The 18,453-nt window shown below is 54.6% G+C and carries 9 protein-coding genes; 5 read left to right on the forward strand and 4 right to left on the reverse strand.

Going from position 1 to position 18,453, the window contains the following annotated elements:
- Nucleotides 1–77 precede the first annotated feature (77 nt).
- Entirely contained in the window at nucleotides 78–542 is a 465-nt protein-coding gene (locus RIC29_01040; protein MEQ8733481.1) for a hypothetical protein, read from the reverse strand.
- A gap of 203 nt (nucleotides 543–745) precedes the next feature.
- Here RIC29_01040 and RIC29_01045 point away from each other — a divergent pair, with 203 nt between their 5' ends.
- The 4 genes from RIC29_01045 (at nucleotide 746) to RIC29_01060 (ending at nucleotide 14,798) form a co-directional block, all read left to right on the forward strand.
- The gene (locus RIC29_01045) at nucleotides 746–1,423 is read left to right on the forward strand and encodes a response regulator transcription factor (GenBank protein MEQ8733482.1); all 678 of its coding nucleotides are present in this window, start codon (nucleotides 746–748) and stop codon (nucleotides 1,421–1,423) included.
- 3 nt (nucleotides 1,424–1,426) lie between these two features.
- A complete protein-coding gene (locus RIC29_01050) occupies nucleotides 1,427–2,854 on the forward strand; it encodes a HAMP domain-containing sensor histidine kinase (GenBank protein ID MEQ8733483.1) in 1,428 nt (475 codons plus the stop codon).
- 154 nt (nucleotides 2,855–3,008) lie between these two features.
- The gene (locus tag RIC29_01055; protein MEQ8733484.1) at nucleotides 3,009–13,988 is read left to right on the forward strand and encodes a Calx-beta domain-containing protein; all 10,980 of its coding nucleotides are present in this window, start codon (nucleotides 3,009–3,011) and stop codon (nucleotides 13,986–13,988) included.
- A gap of 9 nt (nucleotides 13,989–13,997) precedes the next feature.
- Nucleotides 13,998–14,798 carry an SDR family oxidoreductase gene (locus tag RIC29_01060; protein ID MEQ8733485.1) on the forward strand — a complete coding sequence of 267 codons (801 nt, stop codon included), beginning with the start codon at nucleotides 13,998–14,000 and terminating at the stop codon, nucleotides 14,796–14,798.
- 11 nt (nucleotides 14,799–14,809) lie between these two features.
- Here RIC29_01060 and RIC29_01065 read toward each other — a convergent pair whose 3' ends face one another.
- Nucleotides 14,810–15,664 carry a universal stress protein gene (locus RIC29_01065; protein ID MEQ8733486.1) on the reverse strand — a complete coding sequence of 285 codons (855 nt, stop codon included), beginning with the start codon at nucleotides 15,662–15,664 and terminating at the stop codon, nucleotides 14,810–14,812.
- A gap of 163 nt (nucleotides 15,665–15,827) precedes the next feature.
- Entirely contained in the window at nucleotides 15,828–17,225 is a 1,398-nt protein-coding gene (gene sthA, locus RIC29_01070) for a Si-specific NAD(P)(+) transhydrogenase (GenBank protein MEQ8733487.1), read from the reverse strand.
- 429 nt (nucleotides 17,226–17,654) lie between these two features.
- Between sthA and RIC29_01075 the strand changes: the two genes are divergently transcribed.
- Nucleotides 17,655–17,807 carry an entericidin A/B family lipoprotein gene (locus RIC29_01075; protein MEQ8733488.1) on the forward strand — a complete coding sequence of 51 codons (153 nt, stop codon included), beginning with the start codon at nucleotides 17,655–17,657 and terminating at the stop codon, nucleotides 17,805–17,807.
- A gap of 12 nt (nucleotides 17,808–17,819) precedes the next feature.
- On the opposite strand, the gene RIC29_01080 is transcribed toward RIC29_01075, so the two are convergent.
- Complete coding sequence (locus RIC29_01080) at nucleotides 17,820–18,398, reverse strand: carboxymuconolactone decarboxylase family protein (protein ID MEQ8733489.1); 579 nt, start codon at nucleotides 18,396–18,398, stop codon at nucleotides 17,820–17,822.
- Nucleotides 18,399–18,453 lie beyond the last annotated feature (55 nt).

Consider the following 18,453-nt stretch of genomic DNA (forward strand, 5'->3'; position numbering starts at 1 on the left):
CTCGACTCTGGCTTGGCGTCGTGCCGCATTTCGCAAACGCCGATCATAATCGCAATGAAAACAACACATTGCGTGATTCAACGATCCATAAACCCCGGCGTGACATTGGCCACATAGGTGGCTTTCAGGTAAGGAAAAGCACCTAGTGGAGATTCCACATAGTGGCAAAACCGCCAGCCCTGGTCGGTTTTGCGCACAATGGCGGAGACCCGGACGTCGAGACCCAAGGGCGCATCCTCCATCCCCTTGATCAACCCATCCCAATGCATCACAAAATTTAACGCTGCATGGGTCTCTCCCAGCGGTTTACACTTCATATCGAAGGTGCGAATGGCGAACTTCAGCAGAATTTTCTCTGCTTTCTGCCAGTACGGTTCAATCATACCCCAGCCATACATTGTGCCGGGCACTTCCTCGGCAATGTAAAACGGGTTGTCTTCTTCCGGGTCCCAGAGTTCGCGCAGTTCTGTTGGCTTGAGACGGCACCAGCGGTCTCTAAAACCAACCAGAAGGTCTTCCAATTCGGCGTGTAAATCGCTCATATGTTGTCCAATCTATTGCGTGTGGAGGGGGCTATTGCGCGTGAAGGGGGGGGCGTTTTGCGTTTGTGTCCACCCCCATCAAAACCCTAAAATCGCAACATGAAAACTATATAATGTCCTGATTGCTTACACTGTGGTCTTATATGGTCGCAATTGGGCGGTTTGACCCGTCCAGAGACGACACTTCGAGAGGTTTGGCAGCAATGCGTGTTCTGGTCATTGAAGACGATGTTAAGGCGGCAGGCTTCATCACCAAGGGGCTGCGCGAATCCGGCTATGTTGTTGACCATGCGGAAGACGGCCACCAAGCGCTGGAGCGTGCGCTGTCTGAAACTTACGATGTCATGATCGTTGATCGCATGTTGCCCGGCCCGAACGGAATCAAAGTCGTTGAGACAGTCAGGTCAGAAGGCATCGCCACACCTGTTCTTTTCCTGAGCGCTCTGGGCGATGTTGAAGATCGCGTCGAGGGTTTAAAGGCCGGCGGAGATGACTACCTCGTTAAACCCTTCGCACTTTCTGAGTTGCTGGCCCGCATCGAGGCGTTAACGCGACGGGGTAAAGCCCAGGGCGAGATCACCCATCTTTCAGTTGGCGATTTGGAACTGGATATCCTCTCGCGCAAAGTGACGCGGCAAGGTCAGCGTGTTTACCTCCACCCACGAGAATTTAAACTGCTCGAATATTTTATGCGGCATGCCGGGCATGTGGTGACGCGGACCATGTTGCTGGAAAATGTATGGGAATATCATTTTGACCCCCAGACCAACGTCATCGACGTTCATATCAGCCGTCTGCGCCAAAAAATAGATAAGCCCTTCGACTCCCCCATTCTGCAAACCGTGCGCGGCGCGGGATATAAGCTAGAGGCCGCGACCTAACCCGTGGCGCGCGTTGCACGTTTGCTGAGCACAACAACCTTTCGGTTGTCTTTGCTTTATACGGCTGTGTTTGCCAGCTCCGTGGGGGCACTATTTGTTTTCGTGTTCATCAATACCAGCGTCTTCGCCGAGCGCCAGACAGAAGCTGCCATTGAAGCTGAGGTGCAGGGCTTTCGGGAGACCTACCAACGCGAAGGCGTGTCTGGTCTCATCAGTGCCATCAATCGCCGCATTGACCCTAATTTCCGCACCGATGGCATTTACCTGCTCACCGGCCCAAATCTGCAGCCGATGGCGGGCAATCTGACCTCCTGGCCGCGCAACACCACGGCCGATGACCTGTGGGTCAGTTTTTCCATTGTTGATATGCAAACCGCAGACTCAGCGGCAGCGGATGTGCGGGCGCTACAATTTCTGATTCCGGGCGGCTTTCGGCTTATGGTCGGGCGCGATATTCGAGAAGCCAGAGACTTCCGCACCCAATTGCTCCGTTCTCTCAACATTGGTCTTGCCATCACCGTGGCCTTGGGGGTGTTGGGCGGGTTCTTGTTCAGCCGCTCGATCATGGGGCGGGTCGAGCGTATTACCCAGACCTGTCAACGGATTGTGCGCGGCGACCTGAGCCAGCGCATCAGTCGAACGGGGCAAACGGACGAGTTGTCGCGCTTGTCTGAATCCATCAATGAAATGCTGGATCAGATCGAAAGTCTGATGGTCGGACTGAGAGAAGTCTCGGACAACGTCGCCCACGACCTCAGAACACCGCTCAACCGGCTTCGTGTCCGTTTGGAAGTCGCGGCCGGCAAGACGACCAGTCCGGAGGAGCGCAACGAGCTGGAAGAGGCGATCGCAGAAGCAGATAGTCTGCTGTCTACTTTTTCGTCATTACTTCGGATTTCCCGTGCTGAAGCGTCTTTGCGTAAGACCTTCGGCGTTCTAGACCTTGGGGCCATCGCTGAAGACGTGGTTGATCTTTATGCGCCGCTGGCGGAAGACAAGGGGGTCCGGTTCGAGAGCAACATTGATCTATCCGCCGCCGGGTGGGGGGATCCCAGTCTGGTTGCGCAAGTGTTGGCAAACGTGCTTGATAATGCGGTGAAATATACGCCGGAGGGCGGTACTGTGGCTCTTGCGCTCACGCGCCAAGGGGATCAGGCGACGTTAGAAGTGTCTGATACTGGACCTGGAATTCCACCGGAATATCGCGACAAGGTGTTTGAAAGGCTGTTTCGGCTTGATCATAGCCGCTCTACACCTGGGTCTGGCTTAGGGCTCAGTTTGGTCAATGCCGTGGTCAAGTCGCACGGCCTGAAATTGGAACTCGCAGACAATGCTCCGGGATTGCGCGTTATCATTGAATTTCCGCCCCCACCGTCACATCCGCCACCGTTTGATCGGTCGGTGAAGATCAAAGATACAACTGCTTCTTGAAAAATTCCGTGCAACACAGTTGCCGTTAAGCGCGTTGATGGCGTAAGCCGTGCTGTAAGAGGGGATTTTGAGCTGTGATTAAATCCGTTTTGACTCAAAACGACAGGGCATCGTTTTTGTTATTCAAAATCAATGGCTGTGCTAGCTTAACAGTATGACTATTAATGAAAAACCGACGGGTTTAATCCGCGATGACGCGACGGCGTCTCAATCTGCCACGCAACTCGTAACAGTAGAGAATGGCTCTGCTGTTGTTCCAGATGCAGCGGCCCTTCTGACCGGCACTTTTGTGAAGGTCGGGAATGATCTGCTTATTCTGAGTCCGACGGGTGAGAGATATCTCGTTCAGGATTTTTTCACCCAAGAACCGCTGCCGTATTTGGCCGACGGCGAAGGTCTTATGGTTTCTGGCCGGATTGTGGGACGGCTGGCGGAAGGGCCGCAGCCCATCCAAGTCGCACAGGAAGGAGTCTCAGACGGCACCGACCCCATTGGCATTGCGCAGACCGTTGAAGGTGAAGTCACCGTCGAGCGTGCTGACGGCAGCATTGTTGTGCTGGCCGAGGGTGATCCGATCTACATGGGTGACCTTATCATGACCGGAGAGGGTGCGGCGGTCGGTTTGGTCTTTCTCGATGAAACAACGTTCGCGCTTGGCGAAGACGGCGAGTTGATTCTTGATGAGCTGATTTACGATCCGTCAACCGATACGGGCAGTGCTAGGTTTACGCTGCTCGCAGGGGCGGCGTCCGTCATCAGTGGATCCATCGCCAAAACCGGCGCGGATGCCATGAAGTTGGACACCCCGGTGGCCACCATCGGGATTCGTGGAACCAAAATTATCGCGACCTATGATCCTGTCACAGGGCAGATTTCTATTGTTAACCGTCCTGAGACTCTTGGCAGTGGCCAAACACAGGTTGGGGAAATCACGCTGACCCTGCCGAACGGCCAGGTGATTGGAACGATTAACAACACCAACGGTGGCTGGCAGTTTTCCGCCGGCGAAACACCAACAGCCACAACCTTTAGCGAAGCCGACGTTCAGGCCATTGGCGGCAGGGTCGATGCTCTTGTTCAGACCATTGCCTCAACGAATCAGCAAAACAACGGTCAAGACAATGGCGGTGAAAATAATGGCGGTGAGAATAATGGCGGTAACAACAATGGCGGTGACAACAATGGCGGCGGCGATGGCGATGCTGGCACCGCTGATGCTGAAGTGGTCACAGAAACCACTACGGCTGATGATGGTACGGTAACCACGACCACCACGATCACAACCACAACGACAACGACGAACACCAACACTGGGACGACGGGCACAACCACAACCACGTCTGGCAATCAGCAGACCACAACGACTGTTACACCAACCACCACGACGGTCACGACGACCACCACAACCAATAACAACACGAATGCCAATAACAACGTCGCGGATATCTTGCCAGCAAACATCAGCGTAAGTGGTCCATCCGCCTCAGTATCAGATAGTTCAGGCGGTGCAGGAACGGCTGTTTTTGTTATTACCCGCGGCGGGAACACGCAAATCTCTGTTAACGTGGCCTTTACTACGGCGTCCTCTGGTGCGGTTGCTGGACAAGACTACGTGGCTCAGAGCGGCGTTGTTACCTTTGCTGCCGGCGAAACAAGCAAAACCGTTGAAGTTGCGATTATTGCAGATTCCGCCAATGCGACTATCGCCGAACCTGCGGAATCTTTCTTTTTACAAATCTCTGCGTCCGGGCCAAACACGAACTTTATCAACACCTCTGCCTCGGCCACCATTGCCGCCGACCCGCCCCTGCCGGAACTGTCAATCAGCACGGTGAGTGTGGTCGATACGGTGGCCGGTGTTGCCGAGTTTACGGTCACCCGCTCGGGCGATTTAACCAAGGCCGCGACGGTTGAGTATACAACGCAAAGTGGCACCGCTGTTGCCGGAGAAGACTTTACGTCAAAGACGGGCACAGTTTCGTTTGCCGCTGGACAGGCCACAGCAACCATCACCGTCAACATTCTGGCCGATCCTAATGTTTTGGGGGTGCCGCCGAACGAGCCAGACGAGTCTTTCTCGGTTGTTTTGTCCAACGCGGTCGGTGCAACCATTAGCACCGGCAGTGGGATCGGTCTTATAAGCGCCGATCCACCTGCACAGCTCAGCACATTCAGCATCAATAACGTCACGATTAACGAGGGCGCGACCGCCACGCTGACCATCACACGCGGCGGCGGAACGAATTTTTCAGCCACCGTGAATTACACGGTTGCGCCTGGCACAGCCACGGCTGCTGATTTCAGCCAGTCAAATTTAAGCGGCACTATAACCTTTGCCAAAGGCGAAACCACAAAGACGATCAGCATCGGCACAGTCAATGATACGATAGACGAACAAGCGGAAAACTTTTTTGTAACGCTATCAAATCCTGTTGGTGGCACGATTGCTGCCGGTACGGGCACGGTCAGTATTAATCCCTCCGATAACGTTGTGCCAAACGTTTTCATTTCGGGTGTTGGTGCGGCTGAAGGCGGGACCGCGAGTTTTACGATCACGTTGTCACAACCCTCTTCTGTCCCAATCACAATTTCTTACGCGACATCTGACGGCTCAGCCATTTCGGGTCTGGATTTTGTATCGACGTCCAATACGATCACGATTCCGGCGGGACAAACGTCGGTATCTTTTAATGTTGGACTGTTGACAGATTCAGAGACGGAAGGCCCGGAGGTGTTCTCCGCGACCATCACCCAGGCCACGGGGGCCATCATCACAAATGGGTCGGCAACCGTAACAATTACTGACGTGCCGCCGCCAGTTGTGACACAAAACCAAGACCCGGAAATCCTCGGCACAAGCCACAATAATAAATACGCGCAGTTTGATGGTCTGAGCGACGGTCTAGCCACAAGTAGCGATGTCACCATCACCTCGCATACCTTAGAGTCATGGTTCCGGTCTGGCGAAACCACTGGCATACATCCGATTATTGGCGTCGATGGCACAACCAATTCAACCGGGTTCACACGCGCTTATATCGATAATGGAACCCTGACGGTTGTTGTCGAGGACAGCGTTGGAAATCAAAAGCAGATTGAATCCTCCATCACGGTCACCGACCAGGACTGGCATCACATCAGCTATTCTTATGATGCGGCCTCGGATGAACTGCGCCTGTTCATTGATGGCGTTGAAGACACTGCCGCAAACGTCGCTCAAGATGATACGCTCGTCTCCTTTTCCGCAAATGGACCTTTTCAGGTTGGTACGGGCGATATTCCATCTGCTGAATATTTCCGCGGCGGCATTGACGAGGTACGCCTGTGGACCACGGCCCGCGACCCGGACGATATCATCGCCACCGCGCAGGCCACGGAGCTAGACGCGGACCCAGACCTGCTGATCGTTTATGAATTCTCGAACTTTGATGGAAGTAGTGTTGCTAACCTCGGCGCAGGTAGTTCCGCGTATGATGCCACTGGGTCTGGCGACTCCATCGGTGATGCCGATAACGTCTCGCTCAACCTGACGGGCGGTCAGACTGTTAACACCAACATCGACGAACTGTCCGGCGATTTCACCATTGAAGCCTGGGTGTTCGTGCCCGGCCCCGGCACAGATAGCATTATCGTCAGTAAGCACACCAATACGTTCGGCAGTTTTGACAATGGCGAGTTTGCTCTGCTGATCTCCACTGGTGGTTTTCCAACATTCAGAATGGGCAACGGCAGTGGTGTCACTGAACTGCAAAGCAGTGGCATACTTTCGCCTAACACTTGGGTCCATCTTGCGGCCTCGTATGACGATAGCTCTGGGGCAATGGAGTTATACGTCAACGGAACCAATGTTACGAGCACCACCTTTAGCGGTACCCGTCAAACCGGAAATGAAAGCATTGTGATTGGGGGCTTGGCGACCGATCAGGGCATCGACAGTTTCGGCGGCAGCATCGGCAGCATCGCCCTTTGGTCAGACGTTCGTACAACTGGTGAAATCTCAGGCACGTACGCCAATGGTTTTAGCTCATCAAGCCAGGATGAGTTGGTTGGCTATTTTCCGTTTAGCGACGGGACGGGCAGCATTGTCACCAATGCGACCGGTGGACCGGATGGTATGATCACAGGCATGCCAGTCTGGAGCATTGACGCACCCCAATTAGGATTTACTAACTCCACAGGGACTTACGAAGATACTCCCATTACCATAGATGTGGCGGCCTACGACCCCGATGGCGATGCCCTCACGGTCACTGCCGGTAATGGGTCGAACGGCTCCACAACCGTTGTCAACGAAACAGTTTTCTATACCCCAAATGCTAATTATTTTGGCACGGATTCCTTTGTTGTCACAGTGGATGACGGCAATGGCGGAACCGACACACAAACCGTTTCAGTGTTCGTCAATGGGGTCGATGATGCCGCGACTCTGGCCCTCACCAATACCGGCTTCGGTTATTTTGATAGCGACGGGCCAGTGATCATTGATGGATCGGCGGCGCTCACAGATGTGGACACCTCAGACTTTGACCTTACGAAAGGTGGCTCGTTAACGGTCTCGGTTACCAGCAACAGCACCAGCGCCGACAATCTAACAATTAAAAACAATGGCACATCCCCAGGCCAGATCGGTTTTTCATCAACCAATGTCACCTATGGCGGAGTCACGGTTGGCACTTTCTCAGGCGGGGCGATGGGAACCCCACTGGTCATCGTCTTAAACAGCTCTGCAACACTGGCCGCAGTTCAAGAGTTAACCCGCAACATTGAGTTTGAGAATACGGGCTCGGGTGAAAGCGGCACCAAAACAATAGAATTTTCACTCCTAGAGTTTGGTGGAGGAACAAACGAGGCTGTTGACTCCGTGTCGGTTAACATGAACGCATCCGGCCCAGTGACATGGGATGACGGCGGCGGCGACGGCCTGTGGTTCACGGCCACTAACTGGGATGGCGATACGGTGCCGACTTCCGGCGACGATGTTGTTATTTCCGGATCTGGCAGTGACGTCACATTCACCACATCTGGTGAGGGGACGTTCATCTCTGGCCTGGTACTCTCGGCCTCCGGAACCCTGAGCGTCGATCAAGATTCTCTTGGCGTAAATGGAACCACCACCATCAACTCTGGCTCGATCCTCACGGTCAACACCTCAAACGGTTTCGAAGTCGGCGGGACGCTAACGAATGCTGGAGAAATCCGCATTGGTGATGGCGGCTCAGGTGATGGCGCTCTGAACGGCTCAGGTATCGTTGATAACACTGGAGTGGTGAAAGGCTTTGGCGGTTCTATTGATGTTGATACTTTCAACAATAACTCTGGCGGTTTGATTGAGGTGACTGGAACGGCCTATGGCTCGTTTGCCATTAATTCAAACACCTTCATTAACAATTCCGGCGCGACCTTGCGGGTGTCTGGCAACTCAAGCTTTAACGCCGATTTGTTTTTCGGGGTCGACTTCATCAACGATGGCACGATTGAACTGACCGATAGCGGTACAGCGGGCAGTGCCAGCATCGAAATTATATCGGGCATAACAACCAACAACGGCACCATCCATAGCATGGCGGGCGTCGGCGGCGGAACGCGTCAGCTTGTTGGCGGATGGGATAACACCGCCAGCGGCACCATCACCATTGATGCCTTCACAGACATCGATGGCCTTATTCAGAATGCTGGGACCTTTGATATCAACGAGGACCTGACGCTCACAGGGTCTTCAACACTCAGCAACGACAGCGGTGGCGAAATTGATATTGCGGCGGGTAAATTCCTCACCATCGAAGGCTCCTCTTTGCTGTCGCTGAACAGCGGCAATTCCTTCACCGCGGGCGCAGGCGCGACCATCGACGTAGTGAATGGGTCGATCCAAGTGAATGCGGCGACCAATCTTGGACCAAACATTGAATTGTTGCTCGGCACATCTGGCGGCAATAATGGCAACATCACAGGCTCTGCCGCACTGACGGTTCAAAACTCTGTTGAGTTTATCCGCGGCACCATTTCGGCCCCGTTGGTCATCGATACCGCAAACGGCGATTTTGTTAAAACCGGCTTTGACACGGCGACGATCACTGGCGATGTGACGATCAACAGTTTGAGCGCATTTACCATTCGCAGCACCAGTGGCTCAGTGGAGTTAGACAATTCCGGCACCATCACCAATGCGGGAACGATTACCCTTGTAAACACAACAGATGCAAACCCCGTCACGCTTGATCTTACTGGCGGCGGTCTCATCGAAAATACAGGCGATGTTAATTTTGCCTCTGGCCCCAGTGGAAGCCGAATCCTAAAGGGCGGAAACATCAATAACAACTCGGGTGGCACCGTCCTTGTAGATGCCAACACCGATCTGCAAAGCGCCATTATCACCAACAACACTGGCGGCACCATTAACGTGACGTCTGGCAACACCCTGACTCTGACCGGCAGTTCCATCGTTCATGAGTCTGGCGCGACCACCGGCGGGGCAGGCACGCTGTCATTGACAGGTTCGGGCACGAACACGCTCACGCTGAATGCGGCGCTGACCCTGTCAACGCTTGATGTCGTGCTCGGCGCGGGGTCGGCAGGTATCATCGGTAATATCGATGGCGCGGGTGCGTTGACGGTCGACAGCGATGTGACGCTCGTGCGCGGCACCATTTCGGTTCCGATGATAATCGGCACTGGAACGGTCACCTCAACCGGTAACAACACCGGAGCCATTACCGGCAATATGACCATTAACAGCGGCGGAACGCTCCATATTGGTGCCACCGGCGGCACGACTGAACTCGACTATGGCAACGGCACCCTCACCAACGCGGGTCTGATTTTGTTGGCCGAGTCCTCCGGCTCCAACGGTATTACCCTTGAGTTGGATGTTGGTGGCACAGGCGATATTGACAACACGGGCACCATACAAACCACGGCCATCTCAACCGGCACGCGCACCATTCAAGATGGCAATATTGCCAACAGTGCTGGTGGCACCATCGATATTGATGCCGACACCACCTATGCCAACGGCACCATTACCAACGCGTCTGGCGGTGGCATCGAGGTGGCGGCCGGGAAAACGCTGACCCTGAACGGCGCGACGATTGATCACCAGGCTGGGGCGAGTATGTCCGGTCCAGGAACACTTGCGCTCACAACTGGCACGTCGAGCTTGGTGTTGAATGATGATCTGACCCTCACCAATCTCTCTGTCGTGTTGGGCACGGGTTCCGCAGGCAATGTCGGTAACATCAGTGGGTCCAGCACGTTAACGGTGAACAACGATATAACGTTGGTACGCGGTACCATTTCGGCCCCAATGATAATCGGCACAGGCACGCTGACCTCGACCGGTAACAACACCGGCGTGATTACCGGTAACCTTGCCATTAACAGCGGCGGTACGCTCCACGTTGGTGGCACCGGCGGCACCGCTGAGCTTGACTATGGCAACGGCACCATCACCAACGCGGGTCTGATCCTGTTGGCTGAGTCGTCTGGTGGCAATGCCATTACTCTTGAATTAGATGTCGGTGGCGCAGGCGATATCGTCAACACCGGCACCATCCAAACCACGGCCGGGTCAACCGGTGTCCGCACCATTCAAGATGGCAATATCACCAACAGCGGCACCATCGATATTGATGCCGATACCACCTATGCCAACGGCACCATCACCAATACGGGTGACATTGAAGTGGCAACCGGCGAAACGCTCACGCTCAACGCTGCGGTCATCGATCACCAAACCGGGGCGAGCATGTCCGGGCCGGGAACCCTTGGCCTCACGTCTGGCACATCGAGCTTGGTGTTGACCGAGAACCTGTCCCTTTCAACACTGAACCTCGTGCTGGGTACGGGATCCGCAGGCAACGTCGGCAACGTCAGCGGGGCCGGCACGTTCACGGTCAACAACGATACCACGCTGGTGCGCGGCACCATTTCAGCTCCCCTTGTCATCAATACTGGTACAGTCACCTCGACCGGCAACAACAGCGGCGCGATTACCGGCAACGTGACAATTAACAGCGGCGGCACGCTCCACGTTGGTGATACGGGCGGCACCGCTGAGCTTGACTATGGCAACGGCACCATCACCAACGATGGTTTGATTTTGCTGGCTGAGTCGTCTGGTGGCAATGCCATTACCCTTGAACTGGATGTCGGTGGCGCAGGCGATATCGTCAACACCGGCACCATCCGCACCACCGCCACAACAACCGGTGCCCGCACCATTCAAGACGGCGATATCACCAACAGTGGCACCCTCGATATTGATACCGATACTACCTATGCCAACGGCACCATCACCAACACGGGTAGTATCGACGTGGCATCCGGGGAAACCTTAACACTCAACACCGCGACCCTGGTTCACCAATCCGGCGGAAGCTACAGCAGCGGCTCAGGCACGCTTGCCCTCACAACTGGCGCGTCGACCTTGCTGTTAGCGGATAACCTCACCCTCACCAACCTTTCTGTCGTGCTGGGCACTGGCTCTGGCGGTCAAATCGGCGACATCGCCACTATGAACAGCAGCATCTTGACGGTGGATAACGTGATCACCCTGGTGCGCGGCGAGATTTCGGCCGCGCTGGTCATCGACAGTGGCTTGGTTGTCGGAACTGGTAACGACACCGGTCTCATCTCGGGCGGCGTCACCGTAAACAGCGGCGGCACGCTTGAAGTGCGCAGCACCGGCGGCACCGCAGAGCTCAATGTTACAGGCGCGATCTCCAACGATGGAATCGTCCTTATCGATAGCACCAGCGGTGCCAACACGGTGACACTTGACCTGACCGGCGGCTCACTTACCAATAACAGCGGCGGCATATTCAGCGTCACTGCAGGCGCAGGTGGAAACCGCGCGCTTATCGGAACGGTCAACAACAACAGCGGCGGCATCTTCAACGTTGACGGTATTCTGAATTACTCGGGCGGAACGCTCACCAACGCAGCCGGCGGAATCGTAAATATTGGTGCCGGTGCGAAGCTCAATATTGCCAGTGGCGCGACTCTAAGCAACAGCGCGACCGTTAATGTTTCTGGTGGCGAGCTGGAAATAGACGGCACGCTCACCAGTTCTGACACCCTGAACTTTGAGGGCATATCCGGTAATAATGCGGTGTTTGACCTGGATGTTGATTACACCAACTCAAGCACTATCGTTTTGACGTCTACAGATAGTGGCAACACGGCAGGGCTTGAAATTGAGGCCGGCGACACCCTCACCAACAGCGGCATCTTCCAAACCGATGGCACGGCAGGCACCGCCCGCACCATTGACGGCGACTTCACAAACACATCATCCGGAACACTGGATATCAACGTCGATACCACCTACTCAGGCGGGACGTTGACCATCGCCAGCAGTTCAACGTTCGATGTCGCCAGCGGAGCCGACTTCACGGTCAGCAGTGGGGGGACGGTGGACATTGACGGAAACCTCTCCGGGTCCGGTAATCTCATCAACAGCGGCACGGTGAATTTCAATGCGTTTAGCACCTCTAACGCGCTGAACAGTTTCACCAACAATTCCGGTGGCCTGATCCTGATGGACAGCGCGGGGTCAGGAGATGTTCTCACCCTCACGGTTGCAAACAACAGTTCCAATGCTGGCACAATCCGGTTTGATAGCAGCTTGGTCGCCTTTACAAACACACTGGCGGTAGGCGCAGGTACGGGCACCTTGACCAATACCGGCACGATTGAAACACTATCAGACGGCAGCGGTGAGCCGTATCTCATCAATGCCATCGTCGATAACAGCGGCACACTCGATGTGGATGGAGATTTGAGCATTGATTGGGGGGGGGCGAACAAGTTCATCAGCAGCGGTACCATCACTGTTGGGTCGACGTCTACGCTGACGTTCAACAGTTCTAACACAGCGGCTGATGCGATTGATCTTCAGTCTGGTGGGTCGGTTACCATTGACTCGGGCTCAACCTTCTTCACCGATGCAACAGACGTAACAAATGCTGGCACTATTGTCATTAATGGTACCTTCAACACTGGTGGCGGTGACCTGACTAACAATACAGGAGGTTCCATCAGTGGCAGTGGTTCATTGAATCTTAGCGGTGGCTCCTACTTCGATGGCGGTGGATCGAATACGTTTGGGCTTTCCCCAGGGAGTTTTACATTTGAAAATGGCTCTGTCTCTTATAGCGCCGGGACCTATTCTGAATTTGAGCTGGGCGGCGTCATCGCTGGCAGCGAATATGATGAACTGAATGTCAGAGGCGGCCTGTTCACTTTAGGCGGTACGCTGGATGTTGTCTCTTACGACGGTTTTGCCGCTCAAGAGGGCGATAGCTTCGCGATCATGAATTGGGATACTCAGTCCGGCATGTTCCACGAGGCCAACGGTCTTGACAGTTGGGGCAGTGTCGCGCTTGATCCTATCTTCACCAACACCGGTCTCACCCTTGTCGCCCGCACGGTCACCGATCAGGGCGATGACACAGCCAACGTCTTTACGGGTTCTGCCAATGATGACGTTATCGTCGCCCTCGGCGGCAACGATACGCTCTCAGGCGCAGGCGGCAACGACCTCCTGCTCGGCGGCGACGGAGATGATGTGCTGTCCGGCGGCGCAGGCGATGACCGCCTCATTGGTGGCCTCGGCACCGATACGGCGGATTACTCAAATGACATCGCGGGTGTGGTGGTCGATCTTGCCAACGGCACGGCCACAGACGGCAGCGGTGGTATGGATACCCTGATCTCCATTGAAAATGTCATCGGGTCTGACTTTGATGATGTGTTCACCGGTAACAGCCGCGACAACGTGTTTGTTGGTGGTGCGGGCGCTGATACGTTTGTGCTCAACGCGCCTGATGATGGCAATGATCTCATCCAAGACTTCACCTCTGGCGAAGACAGCCTGTTGTTCACAGCGGCCTTTGGCTTCGCTCAAGGCACGGCAGTTCAGGGCGAGAATTTCTCGGTCATCGGCGGCACCTACGATGGCTCCAACGCCGGGGCCAATACAGCACACGCCGCAGGGCAAGCCAGCATCATCTACTCCCAGGCCGACAGCGCAATTTACTACGATGCCAATGGCAAGGACGCCGATGGTTATACGGTTGTCGCCAGCCTCAACCCTGGCACCACCATCGTGGCTGATGATATTCACTTCGCGGCGTAAATCGTCTCCATGACGCGCTTCGCCAATCAGGTTGTCTGGGTCACGGGGGCGTCCTCGGGCATTGGCGAAGCATTGGTCTATGCTTTCGCTCGGGAGGGGGCGCATGTGGTGTTGTCGGGCCGACGTGAGGTCGAGCTTCAGCGTGTCGCCTCCACCTGCACAAACCGCACAGGCCAGGTGTTTTGTGTCCCCTTCGATATGCTCGACGAAAACGGTCGTAAGGCTGCGGTCGAGCGCGTTCTCAGCCGGTTTGGCCATATCGATATGCTGGTCAACAATGCAGGCGTGTCGCAGCGCTCTCTTGGTAAAGACACCGCCCTCAGCGTCGACCGCGCCATTATGGAACTGGACTATATGTCCGTCATCGCGTTGACCAAATTGGTGCTGCCGCACATGCTGGAACGCGGTTCTGGTTATCTGGTCGCAACGTCCAGCGTTGCCGGAAAATACGGCGTGCCTATGCGCACGGCCTATTCAGCGGCCAAGCATGCGTTGCATGGGTTCTTTGATGCCCTGCGCGCAGAGCTGGCGGGCGACAACATCAACATTTCCCTGCTGGTGATTGCCGGTGTTCAAAGCCAGGTTTCGGTGAATGCGCTCACCGGGGATGGTTCCACCTGGGGCAAGATGGACAGCGTTCAAAGCCGGGGCTTAACGGCCGAAGACTGCGCAGACATCGTTTTAGACGGTCTCGCGAAAGGTGAGCCTGAAATCAACGTCGGGCGCGGGGCCGCGATGAAAGCCCTGTGGTTGAAACGCTTTTTCCCCAAGCGGCTTCACAAAATGATGACCAAAGCCCGCACGACTTGATCAAGCTTTTCTTACCACGCATTCACCGCAAGTACGTCGCAGGGTGGGCGCTCAAGCAGGTCTTCCGCAACACTGCCCAATACAGCGTGAGGAACGCCGGTACGTCCATGGGTTCCAATCACCAGAACGTCTGGTGCGATTTTAGAAATTTGATCATGAATCACCTGCCATACCGTACCTTGTTGCAAGACCCGCTCGAGCTGGGGCGCATTCGGTTCCAGGCTGGTCAGAAACGTTGCCATCTCATGCTCAATCATTTTCTGAAACTGAGCCTGATGCTGCTTGAGGATGTCTTTCTGGGTGTCATCGCCAGATAGAAACCCTCTGAACGGCACATCATAGGCATGGATCAGATGAAACTGGCTCTTCGGTGCAAATCTGATCGCAAATTCTATGGCGCGCCGCGAGTAAACCGAGAAATCAATGCCCACCATAATTTTTCGATAAGGGGCGTTGTAGCGTTCCTTGACCAACAGCACGGGGGCTTCTGCGGCCCGGATCACCCGTTCAGCGGTGGTGCCACGGAACATGTCCTTCAGCGTGTCTTCCCGATGCGTGCCGAGCACAATCAAATCCGCTTCCGTCTTATCTGACAGGTCAAGAATATCGACAAAGGCCCGCCCAAAGTCGACCTGGACCTGGATAGAGCTTGGTGCGGACTCCTCTGCCGTCAGCGTTTTGAGATGGCCATGAAGGATCTGCTCGGCCGCCTTTTTTTGTGCCTCAGCCAGATATTCAGGAAGGTCCGAATCAATGATGTGCGCAACCAGTAACGAGGCGCCATGTTCACGCGCTAAATTTACAGCGCGCTCTAGCGCTCTATCGGACCTGGCGGAGAGGTCCGTCGCCATTAAAATATTTTTCATGCTGTAGGCTCAGTGGCACGCCTTGGACTGTACATGTCCTCAGCACTCCGGTTCACGTTGTTAAATTCATAATAAAGACGTGGTTACTGGCGATCCTACAATCAAGAGTCCGTGATGAAAAATTTTTCAAAAGGCGTTTTCACGTGCCCAGCCGCATATCTGGCTATATCCGGTTCCAGGCATCCAGGGCAGCGATTTTGTAAGCTTCGGCCAGCGTCGGATAGTTGAAGGTGCTCTCGACAAAGTAATCAATCGTGCCTTCAAAATGCATCACGGCCTGGCCGATATGAATGAGTTCGGTCGCGCCTTCACCGATGATGTGCACACCTAACAATTTCCGGTCCACCAGGGAAAAAATCATCTTCAACATACCAGATTTGAGGCCCATGATTTGCCCGCGCGAGGTTTCCCGGAAGCGCGCAATGCCGCATTCGTATTGAATTTTTTGGGCCCGCACCTCTTGCTCAGATTGCCCAACGGTCGACATTTCCGGCACCGCATAAATGCCGTAAGGGAAAAACTTTGGCGGGTCCGTGACCTTATGATCAAACGCATTGCATGCTGCCAAACGCCCTTGCTCCATAGACGTTGATGCCAACGCCGGAAACCCAATCACATCGCCCACCGCGTAAATGTGCGGTGTCTTCGTTTGAAAGCAGTTGGCGTCAACTGCAATGCGGCCCCGGTTATCGACGTCAAGGCCGCAGGCGTCCAACCCAATGGTGTCCGTGGCCCCCACACGGCCTGCGGCATACAACACCATGTCTGTTTTCACGACACGGCCTGAGTCCAAAGTCACAACGCATTTACCGCTCTCGTTTTTCGCGATGCTGTCCACCTTAGAGCCAAGATGGAAGATGACCTTGCGCTCTTTCAACTCATGAATCAGTTCTGCGGTCAGGTCATGGTCCAGAAACTCCAAGATCGGTTCGCGCGGGTCAATCACCGTCACCGGAATATCCAGCGCACTGAAAATCGTGGCGTATTCCATGCCAATCACGCCCGCCCCAACCACGGTCAAGCTACGTGGTAAATTTTTCAGGCTCAGAATATCATCACTGTCGATGATCTGTTTGCCATCAAAGGGCACGTCATCGGGACGGTAGGGTTTGGTGCCGACACAGAGTAAAAATTTATCCGCCGTATACCTTAGTTCAGCGCCAGCCTGGTCGATGACTTTGACGGTTTTATCATCCGTAAAAGACGCATGGCCCTGAACCGTTCTTACCGCGTTGCGAATAAACTGGTTTTCCAGCACGTCAATTTCGTGGTTCAGCGTCAGGTGCAGTCGGGTTTTAAGATCCTCCGCTGATATGTTTTTTTTGACCCGGTAATTTGGTCCATAAAACCCGCGCTCGCGCCAGCCCGTCAGGTTAATGACGGTTTCACGGAGCGTCTTACTGGGAATCGTTCCGGTGTGCACAGACACGCCGCCGATGCGGAAGTTCTTTTCGACCACCAGCACGCGCTTGCCGAGCTTGGCGGCTTGAATGGCACCGCGTTTGCCGGATGGTCCGCTGCCAATAACAATCAAATCAAAATGGTTGGCGGTCTGTCCCAAGGTCTTTCCCCATACGTGCCATCAATTTTACGATCCGAGGCTTATACTACGTGATGAGTCCCGTGAGCATGCTCGAATAATAACAATAAAAGTTGTTATTCGCAAGGGTTTTCCCAGAAAGTGTGGAAAATCATGGTGCATGGGCTCGTTCCAAGGGGGGATCGCCAGGGCCTACCATAGGCTCGTTCCTCCACTCATACGTTCATGGGCTCGTTTAATCGGAACCAGTCGTGCATGGGCTTGTCCCACGGACAAGCCCACCAACAATAATTCTCGAACCAAGGGGAGAGCCCTAACAGAATCTCTTGTTCCAAGCGCGAGGCACGCGACGTTATTCACTAAGTCGCGCCCAAGAAGCGTGCTAGGATCAGATGTTATGCGGAGCTAACAAAGTGGCCGCATCAAATACGCCTTGCTAGGAGCCATACAATGGCCACCTCTATTCAGTCAATTCTGCGAGTCCTGACCCTCATCGTCTCCGTTGCTCTCATTTCACTGAGCTTTTCTGGGTGCAACACGATCGGCGGCGTTGGCAAAGATATCGAAAGTGCCGGTGGTGCTATTGAGGATGCTGCAGACTAAGGTCGAGCGTTCTTATTCAGCGGCCTGTTTGCCCGGAATAAAGGGGCAATAGTCTTCCTTCTCGACCAGGTCATAGGCAAAGATAAACTTCGCCATACCGCACAGCACGGCCATGATCATGCCTAGCTCCAGCATTTCGCTATCGCTGAAATGCTGGCGGCAGCGTTCATGCAAGCTTTTGGTCACACTGCCGTTGGGGTTGGTCAGCACCATGACATCTGCCAGGGCGAGGGCAGCGCGCTCTTTCTCAGAGAAGGGCCCTGTTTCGTAGTCATCAAGGCCATCAATCTGTTCTTCTGACACATTGGCCGCGCGGGCTGCGGCTTTGTCAGAGCGGTTGCAGTGTGCACAGCCATGGATGTTTGCCAGTCTCAGGCGCACCAGTTCAATCAAGCTGCGCTCGATGCGGCCCGAATAAAAAACTTTTTTGTAAAAGTCATTCATGTACCAGTCGTACATATGCGGGGCGTTGCCAAACACCTCGGTGAAGGTGGCGTCGCCATGCATCTCCATGGCGTTGTCCCACGCTGGTTGCATGCGCTCTGGCAGGTCATCTCTGGCAACGCGTTTAAAATGTGGCTCCGGTTTCATAAGGCCCTCCGTTAATCTGATCCTGGGGTCGAATGCCGTCTTCTCATCCCATGAT

The sequence above is a fragment of the Rhodospirillaceae bacterium genome, assembly GCA_040219235.1.
GTDB lineage: Bacteria > Pseudomonadota > Alphaproteobacteria > Rhodospirillales > Rhodospirillaceae > WLXB01.